The organism is Pseudomonas hydrolytica (genome assembly GCF_021495345.1).
GTDB classification, from domain to species: domain Bacteria; phylum Pseudomonadota; class Gammaproteobacteria; order Pseudomonadales; family Pseudomonadaceae; genus Aquipseudomonas; species Aquipseudomonas hydrolytica.
Window position 1 is genome coordinate 667,738 of the sequence record NZ_CP099397.1, and the last position, 23,185, is coordinate 690,922.

Below are 23,185 nucleotides of genomic sequence, written 5' to 3' on the forward strand. Positions count from 1 at the left end.
ACCTGTGGCACTGACCATTCTCGGCCTGTCCGGCGCCCTCAGTCACGATCCGTCCGCTGCGCTGTACATCGACGGCAAGCTGATCGCGGCGGTGGAAGAGGAGCGCTTCGTGCGCGACAAGCACGCGAAGAACCGCATGCCCTACGAATCGGCCAAGTTCTGCCTGGAACAAGCCGGGATCAAACCGTCGGACGTCGACGTGGTGGCGATTCCCTTCGCCCCCATCAGCATCTTCGAAAAGGCCCGCTGGCAGTACGCCAAGCGCTATGCCTACGCGCCGGATCGCGCTCTCGATGCGATCCTGTTCGGCAACCGCCGGTACAAGCGCTACAAGAAGCGTATCGAGTGGTGCCTGGTACAGCTGGGCTTCGACCTGAAGAAGGTCAAGATCGAACCGGTCGAACATCACCTGGCCCACGCCTCCAGCGCCTACCACTGCTCTGGCTTTCAGGAAAAGACCGCGATCCTCGGCATCGACGGCAAGGGCGAGTACGCCACCACCTTCTTCGGCTGGGGCGAGAACGGCAAGATTCACAAGATCAAGGAGTTCTACGATCCGGATTCCCTCGGTGGCCTGTACGGCGCGATCACCGAGTATCTTGGCTTCGAGATGCTCGACGGCGAGTTCAAGGTCATGGGCATGGCGCCCTATGGTGATGCCGCCAAGTACGACTTCTCGCGCCTGGCCAAGTTCGAGAACGGCGAGCTGATCATCAACACCGAGTACGCCAACGTCATCGGTTTCCGTCGCTACAAGGAAAATGGCAAGGGCTACTACTTCTCGCCCAAGCTGATCGAATGGCTGGGGCCGAAGCGTCAGGGCGACATCGCCGACGATCCCTACATCCATTACGCGGCCAGCATGCAGGCACTGTTCGAGAAGCTGGCGCTGGAGATGATGGAGTACTACTTAGGCGACATCCTCAAGGAAACCGGCAAGATCGCCTTCGCCGGCGGCTGCGCGCTGAACGTCAAGCTGAACCAGAAGATCATCGCCCGCGACGACGTCAAGGAGCTGTTCGTGCAGCCGGCCTCCGGCGATGCCGGCACCGCCGTCGGCGCCGCCGCCTATGTCTCGCACCAGCGCGGCGTACCGGTGGAGAAGATGGAGCACGTCTACCTCGGCCCCTCGTACAGCAACGAGGAGGTCATCGCCGCCTGCGCCAAGCACCCGAACAAGCCGGTGTTCAAGCGCATCGACAATACCCCCGAGCGCATCGCCAGGATCATGGTCGACGGCAACCCGGTGGCCTGGTTCCAGGGCCGCATGGAGTTCGGCCCGCGCGCCCTCGGCGGCCGCTCCATCATCGGCTGCCCGAGCGTGCCGGGCGTGGCCGACCGCATCAACGAGCAGATCAAGTTCCGCGAGCGCTGGAGACCCTTCTGCCCGTCGATGCTCGACACCGTGGCGCCGAAGATGCTCAAGGTCGATCACCCGAGCCCGTTCATGACCTTCACCTTCGAGGTGAACGAGGAGTGGAAGGAGCGCGTCGGCGAAGTGGTGCACGAGGACGGCACCTCGCGTGCCCAGGTGCTGGAGCGCCAGTACAACCCGCGCTGGTACGACCTGATGCTGGAGCTGGAGAAGCTCACCGGCAACGGCGTGTCGCTGAACACCTCGCTCAACCGCCGCGGCGAACCGATGATCTGCTCGCCGACCGATGCGCTGAACATGTTCTACGGCTCCGACCTGCAGTACCTGATCATGGAGGACATCCTCGTGGTCAAGGACGGCAAGGACTGGTATGACCACGTCTGACCAGGCTCATGGCGAGCCCGAACGTTGGGTGCTGCAGTTCTGCCACGGCTATGACGGCCCCTTTCTGGATTGCGCGCGGCAATACGCCGTGCTGTTCAAGGGCACGCCCTACAAGGTCTGCACGGTTTACCTGACCGGCAAGCCGAGTGCCGAGGTCGAGCGCGGCTCGGCCTCCGACGAGGTGATTTTCCTCAACTACTCCAGCGCTCAGGTGCGCGGCCTCAAGCTGGGAGCGATCCGCGATTTCCGCCGGATCGCCACCTCGCGCCACTTCGCCCTGTGCATCGCCCACCGCTTCAAGCCGATCTACGTTGCGCTGCTCGGCAGCAACCTGCCGGTGATCGGCGTGCATCACGCTTTCGGTGACTACAAGCGTCGTTCCCGACAGCTGTTCGCCAATTTCTTTCGCAAGCGCCTGGCGCTGCTCGGCGTGTCCAACGCCGTACGCGACGACATGCGCGCCTGTCTGCCCGATTGGCCGGCCGAACGCATCGAAACCCTCTATAACCGCATCGACGTCGAGGCCGTGCAGGCCGAGCAGGTATCCCGCGAGGTCGCGTGCGACCATCTGGGGCTGCCCCAGGATGCCTGGATAGTCGGCAACGTCGGCCGTCTGCACCCGGACAAGGACCAGGCCACCCTGATCCGCGGCTTCACCCTGGCATTGCCGCAACTGCCGGCAGGCAGTCTGCTAGCGATCATGGGCAGCGGCCGCCTGGAGGCGCAGCTCAAGGCATTGGCGGCGGAACTGGGCGTCAGCGAGGCGGTGCGCTTTCTCGGCCAGGTGCCGAATGGGCGACATTATTTCAAGGCGTTCGACGTGTTCGTGCTGACCTCCGACCACGAGCCGTTCGGCATGGTGCTTTTGGAAGCGATGGCGGCAGGGGTGCCGGTGCTGGCGACCGATTGTGGTGGGGCGCCCGAGGTGGTTGGCGAGCCTGATGCGCTGTTTGCACTGGGTGACGATGCGATGTTGGCATCTCGCCTATCGGCTCTACCGACCACCGAGCGCAAAAGTGCCGAGCATGCGGTGAAGGACTGTTTCACTGACGCGGGCGCCCATGCTCGTTTCTGGTCGCTGGGCCTGATGCCATTGAGGAAGCCGTGATGCCTGAGCGCGTATCCAGGCAACTGGTTTATCTGGTTTACGGAGGCAAGCCGGAATATCACCAGGAGGCCAAGTACAGCATTCTCTCGGCCCTGCACCATGCGCAGGGCGCCTGCCCTCGAATTCTGCTGTACACCGACGAGCCTGGGCAGTTCCAAGGTTGGCCGGTCGATCTGATTGCGCTCGATGCCGATACCTTGAAGGACTGGACAGGCCCGGCGAGCTATCTGCATCGCCGCAAGGCTGCTGCCATCCGCGATGCAATGCAGTATGCCGAGCAGAGCATCTTCATCGATACGGATACCTTCTTTCTGGACTCGCCAGTGAGGCTCTTCGAGCGACTGGCAAAAGCGCCCTGGCTCGTCGATGAAATCGAGGGTGTCTGGAAAGAATACAAGGGCGACGCCCTGCATGATGCTTTGGCACCCTATTTGGCAGAACGGCATGGTGTCGATCAGCAGATGTTGTTGATCAATTCAGGAGTTCTGGGCTTCCAGGATGATGCTTCTGGTTTGATGGATGAGGTGCTGAGTCTCATCGATGTCATGCATCCGATGGTTCCCAAGATTCATATCATCGAGCAATTCGCCGTTGGAGTCGCGGCCAGGCACCTGGGGCGACCTGCGGAGTCTCGTGGGGTGATAAAGCATTACTTCTCAGGCAAGAACTATTGGCGTCACCTGGTCGCGGCGTTCTTCCAGCGCCATGGTGAGGCGTTTTCAGCACTTGCCGTGCAGGCGGTGCGTGAGATGCCAACTACAAAACCCAGGCCTGCCTGGTGGCATCGTTTGAACTTTCGTTTGCGAAGTCTGTTCCTGCCCTCTCGAGTCCGCTCTCATGCCAAGCTGGCTTACTACGCTGCGGTGATGCGCACCGATCCTTATGCTGAGGCCTGTGGCCGTGGGTATGCAGAGGAACTACGGCGCAAAGCTATGCCTAAAGGCGAAAGTCTCAATGGGCAGCCTTGGAGCAAGGTGCTGAGCAGGCCGCAGAAGGAGCAGCTGGCCAGGCTGTTGGGTGAAGCTGTTTCAGGGAGCTCTCGTGATCTTTCCTAGTCGTGTTTTCGAGGTGTTCCGGTGAACGTGCTTTTTCTGGTCCAGGCCGAGCAGCGGGCAATACTGGATCGACTGTATGACGGTATCGCGCAAGCGTGCGATAGCTGTGACATCCGCTGGCTGAGCAGCGATGAGCAGGCCCATCTGCAGCGTTACTTCCATGAGCATGTGGACGTATCGCGTTACGACAGGATTCTATTCTTTCTACGTTTCAAGAAAGAAATGCGGCAGTGGCGTTTTATTCGCACCCTGCCCAATCTGGTGATTCTGGAGCACGACGCCTACCAGAACTACATCCCCTGCAAGTACACCGGAAAGTTCAGTGCGCACTACCGGCGGATGCCATGGGCGCGCATCATCAGTTCAGGCGCCCAGGTCAGTCAGCGCCTACGCGAGGAAGGATTTGACGCCTGTTTCGTGCCCAAGGGTTATGACCAGGCCCTGCTGTCCTACCAAGGCCGGGAGCGGGATATCGAACTGGCCTTTGTTGGCAGCACCAAGAGCGTGGCCTACAGTGGGCGCAAGGCGTTGCTCGAGGAGCTGGGGCAGGTGGAGAACCTGCTCGTGACCAAGACCAAGTCGGGGGCGGAGTATTGCGATACCCTGAACCGCATCCGCTTCTTCGTTAGCGCGGATGTTGGCATGGGCGAGTACATGATCAAGAACTTCGAGGCGATGGCCTGTGGTTGTGTGCTGCTGGCTTATGACCATGGTGAAGTGGAGAACTCGGCGCTGGGCTTCGTCGACATGCACAATCTGGTTCTGTATCGAAACGTCCCGGAGCTGCGCGAAAAACTTAACCTGCTGCGGCAGGATCCGCAGAGGGCTGCCGCTATCGCAGAGGCGGGGCGTCAGCTGGCCGAACAGCGCTATGGCTTTGGCGCTATCGGGCGCCAGATCGTCGAGACCATGCGTCCGCCGTTACGTCCCGCACGACAGGCATCCTGGCTGCAGCGGCAACTGCGCAAGATCGGTGTTTACTACTGATGCAGACGCAGGTGGATGTCCTCAACATCATGTGGGGGGGCGGCTCGGCCTTCGCCTCCGTGCACAAGGTGCACCGTGACATCCTTCGACTCGTCGGGACCGGCATGGTTGTTAACAGCCTTTTGCTGCAAGGTGGAGAGGCTGAGCCGCTGGCGGAGGTCGGCGAGGTCTTCAGTCTGGGATTGTCTTCGACACGCATCAAGGGGCGCGGGCTTGCCGCGTTGAGACGCTGGTTCGATCGCCGCAGTCTGGCCAGGTGGCTGGCAGCGCGTCGGCCGCGGGCGGTGCTACTTGATGGCATCGGCGTGGCGGCCTACATCCTTCCGCTGCTGGCTGCGCTGAGCGAGGTGCGAATCATTGTGCTGTTTCATGGGCACAAGCGCCTCAAACCTGAGCACATCAGGCTGCTGCAACGCTTCCCTGCCGAGAGGCTGGAGCTGGTGGCGGTTTCCGAGACACTGGCGGGCGATCTTGAGCGCCAGATCGGGCGCAAGGTCGTGGGCGCTCGCATCGCCCTGGAGCCGGTTGCTCTGGGCGCGGCCCTCAAGAGCAGGGAAGAGGCCAGGCGTATTCTCGGCCTATCGGTACCTGTGGAAGGGCGCGTCATCGGGGCTGTTGGCCGGTTGGTCAAAGAAAAGGGGTTCGGCCTGCTGATCGAGGTGGCGTCAGGGTGGTTGAAGGCGCATCCCGCTGACCGGCTGGTCATAGTCGGCGAGGGCTCGGAACGGCAGGCGCTGTTGGCGTTGGCGTATAAACTCGGTATAGCTCATCAGGTGCATTTGCCAGGTCACGTGGCAGAGGCTCCTCGCCTTTACCGGGCCTTCGATTTGTTGTGTATCCCCTCGCGACAGGAAGGTTTGGGCCTGGTGTTGCCCGAAGCCGTGATCGCCGGCGTTCCGGTGCTGGCGACGGACCTGCCGGTTTTCCGCGAACAGCTGGCGGGCAGCTCTGGTTTGGTCGCCTTGGATCAAAAGGCCGCCTGGGTGGCAGCCTTGAATGAGCATCTGCAGAGTGATCCCCACGCATTGGCGCGAGTGCAGCGCGCGGGTCTGGATCCCGAGGGAGCCTGGTTGCGCTTCCGTGAGCGATACGGTGCGCTGTTGCGTTAGTCCTTTAGGACGGCCGATGTCAGGGCTGCCAGCGGGAACTGTTCGGCGAGACCGAGATTTTCCAGTAGGCGTGTGAAGTGGGCGAGATTGCGCCGGGCTTTGGCTTTCGATAACGGCCGGCGCTGAAAGCTCAGGTCGGCGATGTCGATCAGGCCCAGCGAGCCTTCCGGCGTCAGCACGATATTGCCCAGGTGAAGCGAGCGGAAATAGATGCCACGGCGATGCAGCGTACGAATGAAGTCGCTCAGGATTGGCAGGTGTTTGCCGAACGCATCCGGTTCATCCAGATAGATGTCTTTAAGCGTTTTTCCCTGCAGCGGACTGTACAGCACCGCGCTCAGGGAAGAGTCTTCTAGCCGATACAGTTCCAGCGGTGTGAGAGTGGCAATGCCCAGTTCCTTCAGTCGCACGGCGTTGAGCCAGAAGCGATCCGAATAAGGAACGAACAGCGCCGAAGAGATCAGACGCTTGCGTCTGAAGAGCTTGAGAAAGTTGCCATCGGCCAGTCTGTAAACTTTGGGGCCGAGGCTGTCCTCCTCCAGTACCTGCGCGCCGGCCGTCAGGGTGGCCAACATGTCATTGTTGAGTTTGGTTTTGATGGGCATGGGTCTTGAGGCGTGCATGTGGAGTCGGGATTGGCGAAGAGCATGCCGCCGAGCAAGCGGCGTTTTCGTCTTCGTCGAGTTTTTTGTGCTCGCATCGGTCATTGTTGTTGCTTTTGCCATTGCAGACGAGCGCCGCTTGAACGGCTGCTAAGCCGAGCTCAGAGAGGTGTCGCGCGGCCGGCCAGAGTTGAGCTTGGTGCGTAATGCGAGCTTTGTGATTCCAGTCGTCCTGAGGGTGTCGATATAGAATATCAGGTCGACCGAGCATATGCCGGAGCGGAACAGTCTGCCAATGAACTGTAGAATGCTCGCCTCTCATTACGGGCCGTCAGAATGTGGCCCATCTTATTGGAGCGAAGATGGTAGGGGTTCGTGTCGCAGGCGTGACCAGTGTTTTGTGTCTGGGTTATTTATGGTTCCTGATCGGCATCGTTTGGATCCCCACCAACAAGCTGTATCAGCAGGGGCTGGTAGTCTTGCTTTGGCTTCCAGCTCTCGTGACTGCTGTGCTTTGGCGGAAACGTCTGACCGCAGCATGGCAGTCTGAAAAGCTTCTTCTTTGGCTGGTCTTCCTGCTGTTGGCCTGGGCTGGACTGAGTGTCACCTGGACGGAAGCCGGAGAACCCTTAAGAGAGCTTAAGCGCGTTCTTTACGTCGGCCTGTTTCTGGGCGCCTTCGTTCTGCTGGCACTGGAGAAGCCTGCTTTCGTGTGGAAAGGTTTGGGGCTGGCCTTCGCTCTCTTGGCGCTGTCCTGCCCCATCAGTATCTATCTGTTTTACGGACTGGATATTCACCCCCTTCAAGCGAGGCTCCACGGGATAGGGCAGGCAGGTCATCCTATTCTGGGCGCCTACGTGATGGCGTTGGCGGTAGTGTGGGGGCTGCAGTGCCTACCCCGTATCGGCTGGCAGCGCATCGTATGGGGTGCTCTGCTCGTCATGCTCATGTTGTTTATCGCATTGGGGCAAAGCCGCGGGGCCATGCTGGCGCTGGGCCTGGCTGCCATTTCGATGCCTTTCTGGGGCGGCGGTCGGGGGGCCTGGCTGGTATTCCTTTCTGCATGCCTGATAGCCCTTGGAGGTTTTTTCTTTTTTGCTCCTTTCATCCTTGAACGCGGATTCTCCCACCGTCCGGACATCTTCTGGTCCAGCGTGGATATGATCTCGCAGAACCCCTGGCTGGGCCTGGGTATAGGGGCGGATTACCGTGTAGTGACAACCCACTTTCCCAGGGGAGTCGACCATTCCCATAATGTGTTCACCCACGCCGCGATTGAACTCGGGATACCGGGGCTGGTGCTATGGGCTGCGTTGTGGCTGGCGGCGTTCAGGGTGGCATGGGGGGCGCGTCAGTCACGAGAGGGACGCATTCTGCTAAGCAGTCTTCTGGTTTCGTTTGTCGCACAGCAGTTCGACGCTGCCAGCCTCTGGGGAAGCCCTAGAGCGGAGTGGTTCGTGACTTGGCTGCCGATAGGCCTGGCCATGGCTCTCGCCATTCAGCGTGGTCGAGTAGAGGAACATGGCGTGCCCCGACGCCCCTGAAACATTTTTGCCGCGTCATTTCCAGCGCAAGCGTCTTGGGCGGGGGCGAGGAAAACTTGTAAGGTTGCCGACGTGCTTAATAGGCACGTGCTGCTACAATCCGCCCCTTGCTAATCCTGCCAGTGCGTGAGGCGAGCCGAATGGCCAATTCCAACCAGCAATCCAGCATGAAGGTGTATCTGCGGTTGCTGCGCTACGTGGTCCCCTACTGGGGGCTGTTCACCATCAGTATCCTCGGCTTCCTGATCTTCGCTTCCACCCAGCCGATGCTGGGTTACATCCTCAAGTACTTCGTCGACGGCCTGTCCAACCCTGACGCCAGCCTGTTCGCAGGCGTGCCCTGGCTGCTCGAGCATGCGCCGTGGGTGGCGCACCTCAAGCTGCTGCAGGCCGTGCCGTTGCTGATCGTGCTGATCGCCCTGTGGCAGGGCATCGGTTCCTTCCTGGGTAACTACTATCTGGCCAAGGTCTCCATGGGGCTGGTGCAGGATCTGCGCGTGGCGCTGTTTAACAACCTGCTGACCCTGCCCAATCGCTACTTCGACAACCACAACTCCGGGCACCTGATTTCGCGGATCACCTACAACGTGACCATGGTCACCGGTGCCGCCACCGATGCGATCAAGGTGGTGGTGCGTGAGGGCATGACGGTGATCTTCCTGTTCGCCACGCTGTTGTGGATGAACTGGAAGCTGACCCTGGTGATGGTGGCGATCCTGCCGGTGATCGGTCTGATGGTGACCAGTACCAGCAAGAAATTCCGCAAGCAGAGCAAGAAGATCCAGACCAGCATGGGCGACGTCACCCATGTGACCTCGGAGAGCATCCAGGGCTATCGCGTGGTGCGCAGCTTCGGTGGCGAGGACTACGAACGGCAGCGTTTCCTCGATGCCAGCGAGCAGAACAAGCTCAAGCAGCTGAAGATGGTCAAGACCAACGCCGTCTACACCCCGTCGCTGCAGTTGGTGATCTACAGTGCCATGGCGGTGCTGATGTTCCTGGTTCTGCTGCTGCGTGGCGATGCCTCGGCCGGTGATCTGGTGGCCTATATCACCCTGGCCGGCCTGCTGCCCAAGCCGATTCGCCAGCTCTCGGAGGTCAGCTCGACCATCCAGAAGGGCGTGGCCGGTGCCGAGAGCATCTTCGAGCAGCTCGACGAGGAGCCGGAAGTCGACCGCGGCACCCAGGAGCGCGAGCGCATCAGCGGCCGCCTCGAGGTGCGCGATCTGAGTTTCAGCTACCCCGGATCGGAAAAGCCGGTGCTGAACAACATTTCCTTCGTCGCCGAGCCCGGGCAGATGGTGGCGCTGGTCGGACGTTCCGGCAGCGGCAAGTCGACCCTGGCCAATCTGATTCCGCGCTTCTATCACCATGAGCAGGGCAGCATCCTGCTCGATGGCGTGGATGTGGAGGATTACCGCCTGCGCAACCTGCGCCGCCACATCGCGCTGGTGACCCAGCACGTCACCCTGTTCAACGACACGGTGCGCAACAACATCGCCTATGGCGATCTGGCTGGCGCGCCGCTGGAAGCGGTGCAGCAGGCGGCGCGCGATGCCTATGCCGCCGAGTTCATCGAGAAGATGCCGCAGGGCTACGACACCCTGGTCGGCGAGAACGGCGTGCTGCTCTCCGGCGGCCAGCGCCAGCGCCTGGCCATTGCCCGCGCGCTGCTCAAGGATGCGCCCCTGCTGATCCTTGACGAGGCCACCTCGGCGCTGGATACAGAATCCGAGCGGCATATCCAGGCCGCGCTGGATCAGGTGATGCAGGGCCGCACCACGCTGGTGATCGCGCACCGCCTGACCACCATCGAGAAGGCCGATCTGATTCTGGTGATGGACCAGGGGCAGATCGTCGAGCGCGGCAGTCATGCCGAGCTGCTGGCGCAGAACGGCTATTACGCACGCCTGCATGCCAAGCAGTTCGAGGAAGGCGGCGAGCCCGTCGTGGTCGAGCAGGACGTCTGATGCTCAGTCACCTGCGATTCTGGCGCGAGCGCGGTTGGGCGCCGATCTCCGCCGCCGACTATGCCGATGCCTGGGCCAACTTCGGCGGCAGCGTCGCCACCCATCCCGAGGTGGTGGCGCGCCTGGCCGATCTGGCCGGGATTCCCGTGCGTTATCTGGGCTGGCTGGCCGACGGTCAGCTGCAGGCGGCGATGCCCACCTGGGGGCGGCATCTGGCGCTGTCCAAGGACGTACTGAAGCAGCAGGGCCGGCGCGGCCTGTTCGACCTGGGCAATGCCGAGGTGATTCTGCCCATAGCCCAGAATGTGAAAGTGGCGGTGCAGCACCGCATGCGTTACGTATCCGAGCTCAATGCGGCGCAGATCAGCTCGCTGCGCGAACAGCCGGAGGGTCTGGCGCTGGCGCGCGAGCCGGAGCAGTACAGCAAGAAGTTCCGCTACAACCAGCGCCGCGAGCAGCGTCTGCTGGAGGAGGCGGGCGGGGTGATCCGGCCGATGCTGGAGCTGACGGCGCAGGAGCAGGCGCGCATCTATGCCGATCTGTTCCAGCGCCGCTGGGGCTTCGAGGCCACCGGCAAGGCTCACTTGGCGGAAGTGTTTACCCGGCTGCGCAACTTCATGACCGGCTCGCTGATCTACCTGAACGACGAGCCGGTGGCGATCCAGGTGCTCTACCGGGTCGAGGCGCCGCGGTGGGTCAGCCTGGAGTACATCAACGGCGGGGTCGACCCGCAGCAGCGCGAGTTCAGCCCCGGCAGCGTGCTCAGCTTCGTCAACACGCAGAGCGAGTGGGAGCAGGCGCGTGCGCTGGGCAAGCCTTTGCGCTATTCCTTCGGACGCGCCGACCGCGAATACAAGGATCGCTGGTGCCACCGGGTGCCGGTCTACCAGGTCTGAGGCCATGAACGGACGCAAGCAGCAACTGCTCAAGCGCCACCGGCGCAACAAGCGCATCGCCCTATTGGGGGCGCTGCCGGTGCTGGTATTGCTGGGGGTATTGGTCGCCTGGTGGTTGCCGCCGCTGCTCCTGGTGCTGGGCTGGGTGGCGCATGAGGCCTGGTTCGCCGATCACCTGTTCTATTCGCCGCGCGACGATTACCGCTACGACTTCCCCGCGGATTGCCTGAGCGTCCCGGCGCGGCTGGAACAGGGTGTGTTGCGCGTCGATGCCGAGCTGGATGGTCATGACACCCTGATTCTCGAACTGCGGCTCGAAGCCACCTGGCTGGGGCGCTGGCTCGACCCCCATGTCCTGTTCGGCGGCGACCGCCAGGATTTCGAGCGTGGCGTGGCCGGGCGGCGCTATCTCAATCTCTCCGGGCAGAAGGTCGATGGCCTGGCCCTCGTGCCGCGTTTCTGTCGCATCCATGGCGAGCCGCGCCTGCATGCCATGCGCAACCCGGATTACGCCGGGCAACGTCTGCTGATCGTCGCGCCGCATGCCGATGACGCCGAGCTGGCGGCCTTCGGCCTCTACAGCCGGGCGGCCGAGGTCGCCATCGTCACCCTGACCCAGGGCGAGATCGAGGCTGAGCATTACCAGCGCCTGGGCCTGGAAAAGGCCGCCGCTGCGCGTCTCAAGGGCCGTCTGCGCGCCTGGGACAGCCTGGCCGCGCCGCTCTGGGGCGGGGTTTCGCAGGCGCGCTGCGTGCAGCTTGGCTACTACTGCCTGCAGCTGCCCGCCATGGCCGCGGCTCCCGAACAGCCCTTCGCCTCGCGCGAATCCGGCGAGAGCGATATCCGCAGCGTGCGCCAGTACAACCCGCTGACGCTGCCGGCCGATGACGATGGCCTGCCCACCTGGCGCAATCTGGTCGCCGATCTGGGGGCCGTGCTCGAGCACTTCCGCCCGGAAGTGGTGTTGACCCCGCACCCCGAGCTCGACCCGCATCACGACCACGTCGCCAGCACCCAGGCGCTGCTCGAGGCCGTGGCCGCCTGCGCCTGGCAGCCGCAGACGCTGCTGCTGTATGCCAATCACCTGCATGACAACGACCGCTGGCCCATGGGCCCGGCGGGCAACGGCATCGCCCTGCCGCCGGCGATCACGGCGCTGCCGGCCGATCGTCTGTGGAGCCCCGTGCTCGATGCCGAGCAGCAGCTGGACAAGGCCATGGCCCTGGCGCTGCAGCACGACCTGCAAGGGCCGCTGCCGCTGAAGAAGCGCCTGCGCCGCTCGATCCAGCGCCTGCTGGCCGGGCGACGCTGGCCGGCCAGCGGAGAGGACGAGTTCTTCCGCAAGGCGGTGCGCCGCCATGAGCTGTTCTGGGTACGCCCCATCGGTCGCTGAACCAGCGCCTTCGAACCCCTATGTTATGATCCGCGACGATTTCGTCGCCCCCGGAGCCTTCATGAAGCTGACCCTGCCCCGTTACGACCAAGCCCCCGTTCTGGTGGTGGGCGACGTCATGCTCGACCGCTACTGGCATGGCGGCACCTCGCGCATCTCGCCGGAGGCGCCGGTGCCGGTGGTGCGCGTCGAACAGATCGAGGACCGTCCGGGCGGTGCGGCCAACGTCGCGCTGAACATCGCCGCGCTCGGCGCGCCGGCGCTGCTGGTGGGCGTGACCGGTGAGGACGAGGCCGCCGACAGCCTCACCGACAGCCTGGCTGCCGCTGGCGTCGAGGCGCATTTCCAGCGCATCGAGGATCAGCCGACCATCGTCAAGCTGCGCGTCATGAGCCGGCACCAGCAATTGCTGCGCATGGATTTCGAAGAGCCCTTCAATACCGATGCCGCGGCCATGGCGCGCGAGGTCGAGGCGCTGCTCGCCGGGGTCAAGGTGCTGGTGCTCTCGGACTACGGCAAGGGCGCGCTGCAAAACCATCAGGTGCTAATCCAGGCCGCGCGCAAGAAGGGCATTCCGGTGCTGGCCGACCCCAAGGGCAAGGACTTCTCCATCTACCGCGGCGCCAGCCTGATCACCCCCAATCTGCACGAGTTCGAAACCATAGTCGGCGGCTGTGCCGATGAGGCCGAGCTGGTCAGCAAGGGCGCCAAGCTGATGCGCGAACTGGAACTGGGTGCGCTGCTGGTGACCCGCGGCGAGCATGGCATGACCCTGCTGCGCCCGGAGCACGCGCCGCTGCACCTGCCGGCGCGCGCCCGTGAGGTGTTCGACGTCACTGGTGCCGGTGATACGGTGATCTCCACCCTGGCCGCTTCCATCGCGGCTGGCGAAGAGCTGCCAAATGCCGTGGCATTGGCCAACCTGGCCGCCGGTATCGTGGTCGGCAAGCTGGGCACGGCCGCCATCAGCGCCCCCGAACTGCGCCGTGCGGTACAGCGCGAGGAAGGCTCCGAACGCGGCGTGCTGAGCCTGGACCAATTGCTGATCGCCATCGAGGACGCCCGCGCCCACGGCGAGAAGATCGTCTTCACCAACGGCTGCTTCGACATCCTCCACGCCGGTCACGTGACCTATCTGGAGCAGGCCCGCGCCCAGGGCGACCGTCTGATCGTGGCGATCAACGATGACGCCTCGGTCAGCCGCCTGAAAGGCCCGGGCCGGCCGATCAATGCCGTCGACCGGCGCATGGCGGTGCTCGCCGGCCTCGGCGCGGTGGACTGGGTGGTGAGCTTCGGCGAGGACACTCCCGAGCGCCTGCTCAAGCAGGTGCAGCCGGATGTGCTGGTCAAGGGCGGCGACTACGGCATCGACCAGGTGGTCGGCGCCGATATCGTCCAGGCCTATGGCGGCGAAGTGCGCGTGCTCGGTCTGGTGGAAAACAGCTCCACCACCGCCATCGTCGAGAAAATTCGCAACAAGTAGCGCCCCTTTGCGATGGGCTCGGTGCCTAGCCGGCCGATGAGCCTGAGTCTGCCTTGACCCGATTGCCGTCCGGCGGCGGCTTGAGGGTCATAGGCGCTCGCCGGCTGGCGGCGCATCATCGTTGGCATCCCTCATGTGGAGTGAGATGCCATGACCGTCGATGTACAGGGCCAGGCCCTGAGCATGCTGAGCAAGCTGGCCCAGGCCGACTGGCCAGACCGCCTCAAGCTGCGCAAACCCTTCGAGAAACTCGTCTACAACGGCAGCCGCGCCAGCTTTCGCCTGGCTGCCGGGCGTGCAGCCAGCAAGCCGCGTCAGGCGCGCCCGGCGGCTGACGATCTGTTCGACCTGTCATTGAGCGACGAGCAGCAGATGCTGGTGGAGATGCTTCAGGGCTTTGCCTTGGAAGTGCTACGCCCCGCTTCGCACGAGGCCGATGCCCAGGCGCGGGTGCCGGCTGCGCTGATCAATCAGGCCCGCGAGCTGGGCCTGGCCCACTACGGCGTCGGCGAGGCGCAGGGTGGACTGGCCGGCGAGCGCACCGTGCTGAGCAATGCGCTGATCGCCGAAAGCCTGGCCCAGGGCGACTTCTCCCTGGCCGCCGCGTTGCTGCTGCCGCTGTCGGCGGCCAACTGCATCCGCCGTTGGGGCTCGCCGGCGCAGCAGGCGGCCTGGCTGCCGGCCTTCGTCAGTGAGGCGGGCGCCGATGCCTTCGCCTTGGCGGTAAGCGAACCGGGTGTGCTGAGCGATCCGGGACGGCCCGCCACCCGTGCACGCAAGCGTGGCAAGCACTACCTGCTCGATGGCGAGAAAGCCCTGGTGCTCGGCGGGCTGGAAGCCAGCCGGTTGATCGTCAGCGCCCAGGCCGGCGACGGGCCGGGGCTGTTCATCGTCGATGCGACGAGCAAGGGCATCAGCCGGCGCGCCGAACCGGGCATGGGGCTCAGGGCCTGCGGCTTGGCGCGCGTGCGCCTCAAGGGCGTCAAGGTGCCGGCCGAGCGCCGCCTGGCAGCGGCCGATTTCGATTTTCAGGCCTTTCTCGATCACTCCGCGCTGGCCCTCTGCGCCCTCGCTGTCGGTACCGCGCAGGCGGCCCTGGATTACGTCACCACCTACTGCAACGAGCGCCAGGCCTTCGGCGAGCCCATCAGCCATCGCCAGGGCGTGGCCTTCATGGTCGCCGACATCGCCATCGAACTGGATGCCATGCGCCTGCTGCTCTGGCGCGCCTGCACCCGCGCCGAGGCCGGCTTGCCGTTCCGGCGCGAAGCCTACCTGGCGCGCCTGTTCTGCGCGGAGAAGGCGATGAAGATCGGCTCCGATGCGGTGCAGCTGCTCGGCGGCCATGGTTTTACCCAGGAACATCCGGTCGAGCGCTGGTATCGCGATCTGCGCAGCGTGGCCGTTCTGGCCGGCGGCCTTCATCTCTAGCAGGCAGGCAACCATGAATCTGGAAACCCCGAAGAAATTCCGCGGCCTGCAGCAGCAGGCGCAGCAAGTGGCCAGGCATTATTTCCGGCCGATCTCGCGCAAGTACGACAAGGCCGAGCACGCCTATCCCAAGGAGCTGGATCTGCTCGCCGCGTTGCTCGACGGCATGAACGAAGGCTCGCCCGATGCCGTCGGCGCCGGTTCGGCGAGCAAGCGCGGCGCTGCCCGTGAACAGCAGGACGGCATCAAGAACGGCGGCAACCTGGCGGCGCTGCTCGGTGTGATGGAGCTGTGCTGGGGCGATGTCGGCCTGCTGCTGGCCATGCCGCGCCAGGGCCTGGGCAACGCGGCCATTGCCGCGGTGGCCAACGACGAGCAACTGGCGCGCTTCGGCAAGACCTGGGCGGCTATGGCCATTACCGAGCCGGGCTGTGGCTCGGATTCGGCGGCGATCCGCACCACGGCGGTGAAGGATGGCGATCACTACGTGATCAACGGCGAGAAGATCTACGTCACCTCGGGGGAGCGTGCCGATGCCGTGGTGGTCTGGGCCAGCCTCGACCGCAGCCTGGGGCGCGCGGCGATCAAGTCCTTCGTGGTGGAGAAGGGTACGCCGGGCATGACGGTGACCCGTCTGGAGAAGAAGCTGGGTATCAAGGCGTCGGACACCGCCTCGATCAGCTTCAGCGACTGCCGGGTACCGGCGGCCAACCTGCTGGGCAACGCCGAAATCGACGTACAGAAGGGCTTTGCCGGGGTCATGGAGACCTTCGACAACACCCGGCCGCTGGTCGCCGGCATGGCGGTCGGCGTGGCCCGCGCGGCGCTGGAGCGTACCCGCGAGCTGCTGAGCAAGGCCGGTTGCCGCTTCGATTACGCCAGGCCGCTGCTCAGCGTCACCCATGCCGAGGCCACCCTGTACCGGCTGGAGGCGGAATGGGAGGCGGCGCGCCTGCTGACGCTGAAAGCGGCCTGGATGGCCGACAACAAGCTGCCCAACTCCAAGGAGGCCTCCATCGCTAAGGCCAAGGCCGGGCGGGTGGCCAGCGAGGTCACGCTCAAGTGCGTGGAGCTGGCCGGTGCCCTGGGTTATGGCGAGGACGAACTGCTGGAGAAATGGGCGCGTGATTCGAAGATTCTCGACATCTTCGAGGGCACTCAGCAGATTCAATTGCTGATCATCGCGCGGCGCCTGCTGGGCAAGAGTTCCAGTGAGCTCAGGTAGATCCGGCAACGCAGCAGCCATGAAAAAAAGCCCGCATCTGCGGGCTTTTTTCTAGAAACGGAAGACTTCCGTATCGATCTTGATGGGTTCTGCCACCGGGATCCTCGGCCCCGCGGCGGGCGGCTCCTGGGGTTTGGCCTTGGCCACTGGCGGCTTCTTGCGGGGCGGCTCGGGTACAGGCTCTTCGACCACGGCGATGGGCTGGATGGCCACTGCCAGCTCTGCAGCCAGGCGCTGCAGCAGCGCGCTCTGGGCCTTGACCTGCTCGGCCAGCGGGCCGCCATGGGCCTCTTCCATGCGGATCAGGCGGCTGTCACGCAGTTGGCCGTTGCGATCGAGCAGGCGCCACTGGGCTTCCAGAATGGCGGGCTGAGTAGGGCCGGAGTCCAGGCGGGTGATGGTCAGCATCACCTGCGCATCGGCGTTGAAGCCGGGAGCGGCAGGGGCCAGGGCCAGGCGCTGGCTTTCCAGGCGCCAGGCCAGCTGGCGCAGCATCTGCTGATCGATATCGTTGGCCAGACCGCTGGCCCAGCGCGCTTCCGGCGCTGCCACCAGGCTGCCATCGGGCTGACGCTGCAGCAGGTGCTGCTGGCGCAGGTAGTCGGCCACGCTGATCGGGCCCACCAGTACCGCCATACCCGTGTCCTTGGTCGGGGTGACGGCGTCGCCGCTGTCGAGCTGATAGAGCGGCACCGGCTTCTGCTGCAGCAGGCTGCAACCGCTCAGAACGAGCAGAGTGGTCAGAAGCAGGGCCAGAGGGCGTACTACAGTCATCATTCGTTCCCGGCAGCCGCTTCTGAGGCAGCTGCACATCAATCCCATATCATGCCAGCGGGTCACTTCCTCATGACCCGGGCCGCGTATCATCCGTCAAACCGCGCTACGACTCCAGCCTTGGCCGCTTGCCGGTAGCAGGTAATCGCGGAGCAATGGGGTGATCGGGCGAGGCTATTCCACCAGAAGCTGATCGACTCGCTGGAAACCTCGGGGCAGTTTGTTGCCGCGCCTGCCACGCTCGCCCTTGTAGTGCTCCAGGTCGTCTGCCTTGAGCGTCAGGGTGCGCTTGCCGGCCTGCAGCACCAGGCTGGCGCCACTCGGCAGCACGGCCAGGTCGGTCAGGTATTCCTCGCGACTGGCCACTCGCTCACCGGGTATGCCGATGATCTTGTTGCCCTTGCCTTTGCCCAGTTGCGGCAGATCGGTGACCTTGAACAGCAGCAGACGGCCTTCGGTCGTCACCGCGGCCAGCCAATCGTCTTCCAGGTTGGTTACAGGCTTGGGTGCCACCACTTTCGCGCCATTGGGCAGACTGAGCAGCGCCTTGCCGGCCTTGTTCTTGGCCTGCAGGTCCTCGCCCTTGACCACGAAGCCGTAGCCGGCGTCGGAGGCGATCACGTACAGCGCGCTGTCTTCCGGCAGCATCACGCATTCGAAGGTCGCGCCTGGCGGCGGGGTCAGGCGGCCGGTCAGCGGCTCGCCCTGGCCACGCGCCGACGGCAGGCTGTGGGCGGCCAGCGAATAGCTGCGGCCGGTGGAGTCGATAAACACCGCGTACTGGTTCGAGCGTCCGGGCGCGGCGGCCTTGAAGCCGTCGCCGGCCTTGTAGGACAGGCCGGTGGCGTCGATGTCGTGGCCCTTGGCGCAGCGCACCCAGCCTTTTTCCGAGAGCACCACGGTGACCGGCTCGGTCGGCATCAGCTCGGTTTCCGACAGCGCCCTGGCCTCGGCGCGGGCAACGATCGGCGAGCGGCGGTCGTCGCCGTACTTCTCGGCGTCCTCGATGATTTCCTTGCGCACCAGCTTCTTCAGCTTGGCTTCGCTGCCGAGCAGGGCCAGCAGTTTCTCGCGCTCCTTGGCCAGCTCGTCCTGCTCGCCGCGGATCTTCATCTCTTCCAGGCGCGCCAGCTGACGCAGGCGGGTGTCGAGGATGTAGTCGGCCTGCACCTCGGTGAGGCCGAAGGCTTCCATCAGCACCGGCTTGGGTTGGTCTTCGGTGCGGATGATGCGGATCACTTCATCCAGGTTGAGGAAGGCGATCAGCAGGCCTTCCAACAGGTGCAGGCGCTTTTCCACCTTGTCCAGGCGGAACTGCAGGCGGCGGCGCACGGTGCCGACGCGGTACACCAGCCACTCGCTGAGCAGGGTGCGCAGATCCTTGACCTGCGGCTTGCCGTCGAGACCGATGACGTTGGTGTTGACCCGGTAGCTGGACTCCAGATCGGTGGTGGCGAACAGGTGAGTCATCAGCTCGTCGGCATCGACGCGGTTGGAGCGCGGGATGATGACGATGCGGGTGGGGTTCTCATGGTCGGATTCGTCACGCAGGTCGGCGACCATCGGCAGCTTCTTGGCCTGCATCTGCGCGGCGATCTGCTCCAGCACCTTGGCCCCGGACACTTGGTGCGGCAGGGCGGTGACGACGATATCGCCGTCCTCGATGCGATAGACGGCGCGCATGCGCACCGAGCCGCGGCCGCTCTCGTAGATCTTCAGCAGGTCCGCCTTGGGCGTGATGACCTCGGCCTCGGTGGGGAAGTCCGGGCCCTGGATGTGTTCGCACAGCTGCTCGACCGTGGCGCCCGGCTCGTCCAGCAGGCGCACGCAGGCAGCCGCTACCTCGCGCAGGTTGTGCGGCGGCACGTCGGTGGCCATGCCCACGGCGATGCCGGTGGTGCCGTTGAGCAGCAGGTTGGGCAGGCGCGCCGGCAGAGTGGCTGGCTCGTGCATGGTGCCGTCGAAGTTCGGTACCCAGTCCACGGTGCCCTGGCCCAGCTCGGACAGCAGCACCTCCGAGTAGCGCGACAGGCGCGCCTCGGTATAGCGCATGGCGGCGAAGGACTTGGGATCGTCCGGTGCACCCCAGTTGCCCTGGCCGTCGACCAGGGTGTAGCGGTAGGAGAACGGCTGCGCCATCAGCACCATGGCTTCGTAGCAGGCGCTGTCGCCGTGCGGGTGGAACTTGCCGAGTACGTCACCGACGGTGCGCGCGGACTTCTTGTGCTTGGCGTCGGCGTCCAGACCCAGCTCGCTCATGGCGTAGACGATGCGCCGCTGCACGGGTTTCAGGCCGTCGCCGATGTGCGGCAGGGCGCGGTCCATGATCACGTACATGGAGTAGTTGAGATAAGCCTGCTCGGTGAAATCGGCGAGTGACCGGCGTTCAACGCCTTCCAGGCTCAAATCGAGGGATTCGCTCATGCGGGCCTCATTGCAAGGTTGATTGGCGCAGCACCAGGGTGCCGCCCTTCTGACTGAATTCGAGTTGTTTCAGGGCGCTCATGCCCAGCAGCACTTCGTCGCCGTCCATGCCGGGGGCGATCAGCGCGGCGACGTCGCGCAGCTCGATGTCGCCCAGGCGCAGGCTGGCCAGGCGCGTGCGGTGGCCGGTGGCGCGGCCGTTGGCGGTGCTGATGACGATCGGCGCACCGCGCACCAGGCCCAGGCGCTCGGCCACCGCGCTGGGCACGGCAACCTGGGTGGCGCCGGTGTCGAGCAGGAAGGTGACCTTCTGGCCATCGATCTGCCCGTCCACCAGGTAATGGCCCTGGCGGCTGCTGGCCAGGCTGACTTCGACGAAACCGTCGCCATGCAGCGACTGCGGCGTGCGGTTGGGATTGTGCTGGCGGTCTTCCCAATTGCCGAAGAAATGCGTGGCCAGCAGCAGGCCGGCGCCCCAGGCGAGCACCAGCATCACCCGTCCGGCGCGGCGGCCAGGTGCCTGTTCGCTCACGGCCGGCGGCTCCAGCCGCCCTTGGGCGCGGCGAGGCGCCAGACCAGGGGGCGTGATTCACCGTCGGCGCGGGTCTGGCCGCCGTTGTCGACGCCGATCCAGGCGCCGTCCTTGTCGATCCACAGGGCTTCGGCCATGCCGTAGGTCCGCGCATAACGGCGCTGTTCGGCCAGCGCCTCGCCGGCGAACGACCAGCAGATGTCCATCTCACCGTCGCCCAGGGTGCGCCGGCAGATGCGGTGGGCCTGGCGCTCGAGGGTGAAGAGTTTCTCGCCGAAATAGGCCAGGCCGGAGAAATCGCGCGGCGCCATATGGCCGCCCAGGGCCTCGGGAGAGGCTTCCTCGCCGCTTTCGCTGGTCAGCACGCAACCACCGGTGCAGCGCCAGCCGCTACCGCGGCGATGCATGACGGTAAGGCCGCGGCGGCGCTGCTCGGCGGCCAGCCACAGGCGCTCGCCGGCCGGGTCGATGGCGATGCCCTCGAAGCCCTGGTTGAAGTGCAGCAGCATGCCGCTGGCACGTGCCTGACGCACCAGGCCGCTGGGCAGGTTGAGCCACTGGGCGTTGCCGTTGCTGCTCACCTGCAGCACGGCGGCGCGGGTTTCGCTGACCAGATAGCGGTTGCCCTGGGCATCGCAGGACAGGCCCTCGAAATCCAGCTTGCCGCCGCGCACCAGGCCGGCTGCCCAGTTGCGCATGCGCAGGCCCCAGGGCAGGGCGCTTTCCGGTGGCTCGGGGGCGACGAACGTCTCCGCCTCGGCGCGCAGCAGGCTGCCGTCCAGCTGCAGCTGGTACAGGCGGTCGTCATCGCGGTCGGACACCGCCCACATGATCTCGCCGCACAGGGCCAGGCCGGACAGGTTGCCGCCGTTGATCCCTTCTACCGGGTATTCGGCCTGCAGCTTGAGCTCCTCCAGCACCACTGGCTCGGCGTGGACCACGCCGGCCAACAGACCGAGTGCAAGGAAAAGACTGCGCATCAGGCCAGTACCTCGGCCAGGTTGCCTTTGGTTTCCAGCCAGCTCTTGCGGTCGCCGGCGCGTTTTTTCGCCAGCAGCATGTCCATCACTTCGCGGGTGCCCTCGAAGTCGTCGAGGGTCAGCTGCACCAGCCGGCGGGTGTTCGGGTCCATGGTGGTTTCGCGCAGTTGCGGCGGGTTCATCTCGCCGAGGCCCTTGAAGCGGGTTACCTGCGGCTTGCCGCGGCGCTTTTCGGCCACCAGGCGGTCGAGGATGCCGTCGCGCTCGGCGTCGTCCAGGGCATAGAAGATCTCCTTGCCCTGGTCGATGCGGTACAGCGGCGGCATGGCCACGTAGACGTGGCCGGCATCCACCAGCGGGCGGAAGTGACGGACGAACAGGGCGCAGAGCAGGGTGGCGATGTGCAGGCCGTCGGAGTCGGCGTCGGCGAGGATGCAGATCTTGCCGTAGCGCAGCCCGGAGAGGTCGCTGGAGCCCGGATCGATGCCGATGGCCACGGCGATGTCGTGCACCTCTTGCGAGGCCAGTACCTCGCTGCCGTCGACTTCCCAGGTGTTCAGGATCTTGCCGCGCAGCGGCATGATGGCCTGGAACTCCTTGTCGCGCGCCTGCTTGGCGCTGCCGCCGGCCGAGTCGCCCTCGACCAGGAACAGCTCGCAGCGCAGCGGGTTCTGCCCCGCGCAGTCGGCCAGCTTGCCGGGCAGCGCCGGGCCCTGGGTGATCTTCTTGCGCTCGACCTTCTTGCCCGCCTTGAGACGGCGACCGGCGTTGCTGATGGCCAGCTCGGCCAGGGCCAGGCCGGTTTCCGGGTGGGCGTTGAGCCACAGGCTGAAGGCGTCTTTAACGACTCCGGAGACGAAGGCGGCCGCCTCGCGCGAGGACAGGCGCTCCTTGGTCTGCCCGGAGAACTGGGCGTCCTGCATCTTCATCGAGAGGACGAAGGCGATGCGCTCCCAGACGTCTTCCGGGGCCAGCTTCACGCCGCGCGGCAGCAGGTTGCGGAACTCGCAGAATTCGCGCATGGCATCGAGCAGGCCCTGGCGCAGGCCGTTGACGTGGGTGCCGCCCTGGGCGGTGGGGATCAGGTTGACGTAGCTTTCCTGCACCGCATCGCCGCCTTCGGGCAGCCACAGCAGGGCCCAGTCGACCGCTTCCTTGTTGCCGGCCAGGCTGCCGACGAAGGGTTCGGCGGGCAGGCGCTCGAACTCGCTGACGGCATCGACCAGGTAGGAACGCAGGCCGTCCTCGTAATGCCATTCGACCTTCTCGCCGGCGGCCTTGTCCTCGAAGGTGACGCTCAGCCCCGGGCACAGCACGGCCTTGGCCTTGAGCACGTGCTTGAGGCGGCTGACCGAGAACTTGAAGGAGTCGAAGTACTTGGCGTCGGGCCAGAAGTGCACGCTGGTGCCGGTATTGCGCTTGCCCACCGTGCCGATCACTTCCAGCTCGCTGGCCTTGAACCCGTCGGCGAAGCTCATCTGGTACTCGTTGCCGTCACGCTTGACGGTGACCACCACGCGGGTCGACAGGGCGTTGACCACGCTGATGCCGACGCCGTGCAGACCGCCGGAGAACTGGTAGTTCTTGTTGCTGAACTTGCCGCCGGCGTGCAGCTTGGTGAGGATCAGTTCCACACCCGGCACGCCTTCTTCGGGGTGGATATCCACCGGCATGCCGCGGCCGTCGTCGATCACCTCCAGCGAGTTGTCCTCGTGGAGGATCACCTGAATCGACTTGGCATGCCCGGCCAGCGCCTCGTCGACGCTGTTGTCGATGACTTCCTGAGCCAGGTGGTTGGGGCGGGTGGTGTCGGTGTACATGCCCGGGCGTTTGCGCACCGGGTCGAGGCCGGAAAGGACTTCAATGGCATCGGCGTTGTAGGCGTTCTGCTGGGCCATGGGCTCTCTTGTTCG

The 23,185-nt window shown here is 64.7% G+C and carries 18 protein-coding genes; 12 read left to right on the top strand and 6 right to left on the bottom strand.

The window, feature by feature from the left end; translation table 11 throughout:
- Positions 1-4: 4 nt before the first annotated feature.
- From L1F06_RS03085 to L1F06_RS03105, 5 genes are read left to right on the top strand one after another with little or no spacing between them, the layout of a single operon-like run.
- Positions 5-1,759: a carbamoyltransferase family protein gene (locus tag L1F06_RS03085; RefSeq protein ID WP_129481861.1), complete on the top strand. Its 1,755-nt coding sequence runs from the start codon at positions 5-7 to the stop codon at positions 1,757-1,759.
- Positions 1,746-2,867: a glycosyltransferase gene (locus L1F06_RS03090; protein WP_129481860.1), complete on the top strand. Its 1,122-nt coding sequence runs from the start codon at positions 1,746-1,748 to the stop codon at positions 2,865-2,867. The genes L1F06_RS03085 and L1F06_RS03090 overlap by 14 nt, the downstream gene beginning before the upstream one ends.
- Positions 2,867-3,922, top strand: a complete 1,056-nt coding sequence (locus L1F06_RS03095) for a hypothetical protein (protein ID WP_129481859.1) — start codon at positions 2,867-2,869, stop codon at positions 3,920-3,922. Before L1F06_RS03090 ends, L1F06_RS03095 begins: the two co-directional genes overlap by 1 nt.
- 21 nt (positions 3,923-3,943) lie before the next feature.
- Entirely contained in the window at positions 3,944-4,909 is a 966-nt protein-coding gene (locus L1F06_RS03100; protein ID WP_096827503.1) for a glycosyltransferase, read from the top strand.
- Complete coding sequence (locus tag L1F06_RS03105) at positions 4,909-6,018, top strand: glycosyltransferase (RefSeq protein ID WP_129481858.1); 1,110 nt, start codon at positions 4,909-4,911, stop codon at positions 6,016-6,018. Before L1F06_RS03100 ends, L1F06_RS03105 begins: the two co-directional genes overlap by 1 nt.
- Here the strand turns inward: L1F06_RS03105 and L1F06_RS03110 are convergent.
- Entirely contained in the window at positions 6,015-6,623 is a 609-nt protein-coding gene (locus L1F06_RS03110) for a BUD32 family EKC/KEOPS complex subunit (protein WP_129481857.1), read from the bottom strand. The genes L1F06_RS03105 and L1F06_RS03110 overlap by 4 nt on opposite strands.
- Positions 6,624-6,982: 359 nt before the next feature.
- Between L1F06_RS03110 and L1F06_RS03115 the strand changes: the two genes are divergently transcribed.
- The 7 genes from L1F06_RS03115 (at position 6,983) to L1F06_RS03145 (ending at position 16,562) form a co-directional block, all read left to right on the top strand.
- Positions 6,983-8,164, top strand: a complete 1,182-nt coding sequence (locus L1F06_RS03115; RefSeq protein WP_129481856.1) for an O-antigen ligase family protein — start codon at positions 6,983-6,985, stop codon at positions 8,162-8,164.
- 140 nt (positions 8,165-8,304) lie between these two features.
- The gene (msbA, locus tag L1F06_RS03120) at positions 8,305-10,134 is read left to right on the top strand and encodes a lipid A export permease/ATP-binding protein MsbA (RefSeq protein ID WP_129481855.1); all 1,830 of its coding nucleotides are present in this window, start codon (positions 8,305-8,307) and stop codon (positions 10,132-10,134) included.
- On the top strand, positions 10,134-11,030 hold the full coding sequence (locus tag L1F06_RS03125; protein ID WP_129481854.1) for a GNAT family N-acetyltransferase: 897 nt from the start codon (positions 10,134-10,136) through the stop codon (positions 11,028-11,030). Before msbA ends, L1F06_RS03125 begins: the two co-directional genes overlap by 1 nt.
- Positions 11,031-11,034: 4 nt before the next feature.
- A complete protein-coding gene (locus tag L1F06_RS03130) occupies positions 11,035-12,423 on the top strand; it encodes a PIG-L deacetylase family protein (protein ID WP_129481853.1) in 1,389 nt (462 codons plus the stop codon).
- A 61-nt stretch (positions 12,424-12,484) separates the two neighbouring features.
- Positions 12,485-13,906, top strand: coding sequence for a bifunctional D-glycero-beta-D-manno-heptose-7-phosphate kinase/D-glycero-beta-D-manno-heptose 1-phosphate adenylyltransferase HldE (gene hldE, locus L1F06_RS03135; RefSeq protein ID WP_129481852.1), 1,422 nt, complete (start codon positions 12,485-12,487; stop codon positions 13,904-13,906).
- A 150-nt stretch (positions 13,907-14,056) separates the two neighbouring features.
- The gene (locus L1F06_RS03140; protein WP_129481851.1) at positions 14,057-15,337 is read left to right on the top strand and encodes an acyl-CoA dehydrogenase family protein; all 1,281 of its coding nucleotides are present in this window, start codon (positions 14,057-14,059) and stop codon (positions 15,335-15,337) included.
- Positions 15,338-15,350: 13 nt separating this feature from the next.
- Positions 15,351-16,562, top strand: coding sequence for an acyl-CoA dehydrogenase family protein (locus L1F06_RS03145; RefSeq protein ID WP_129481850.1), 1,212 nt, complete (start codon positions 15,351-15,353; stop codon positions 16,560-16,562).
- Positions 16,563-16,613: 51 nt separating this feature from the next.
- Here L1F06_RS03145 and L1F06_RS03150 read toward each other — a convergent pair whose 3' ends face one another.
- From L1F06_RS03150 to parE, 5 genes are all read right to left on the bottom strand, one after another.
- Positions 16,614-17,339, bottom strand: a complete 726-nt coding sequence (locus tag L1F06_RS03150; RefSeq protein ID WP_003246575.1) for a PqiC family protein — start codon at positions 17,337-17,339, stop codon at positions 16,614-16,616.
- Positions 17,340-17,510: 171 nt separating this feature from the next.
- Positions 17,511-19,760 carry a DNA topoisomerase IV subunit A gene (gene parC, locus L1F06_RS03155; RefSeq protein WP_129481849.1) on the bottom strand — a complete coding sequence of 750 codons (2,250 nt, stop codon included), beginning with the start codon at positions 19,758-19,760 and terminating at the stop codon, positions 17,511-17,513.
- A gap of 7 nt (positions 19,761-19,767) precedes the next feature.
- Entirely contained in the window at positions 19,768-20,292 is a 525-nt protein-coding gene (locus L1F06_RS03160) for a retropepsin-like aspartic protease family protein (RefSeq protein WP_003246570.1), read from the bottom strand.
- Complete coding sequence (locus L1F06_RS03165; RefSeq protein WP_096827493.1) at positions 20,289-21,272, bottom strand: esterase-like activity of phytase family protein; 984 nt, start codon at positions 21,270-21,272, stop codon at positions 20,289-20,291. The genes L1F06_RS03160 and L1F06_RS03165 overlap by 4 nt, the downstream gene beginning before the upstream one ends.
- Positions 21,272-23,170 (bottom strand): DNA topoisomerase IV subunit B, encoded by a 1,899-nt coding sequence (gene parE, locus L1F06_RS03170; protein ID WP_129481848.1) that lies wholly within the window; start codon positions 23,168-23,170, stop codon positions 21,272-21,274. Before parE ends, L1F06_RS03165 begins: the two co-directional genes overlap by 1 nt.
- Between the last annotated feature and the right edge of the window lie 15 nt (positions 23,171-23,185).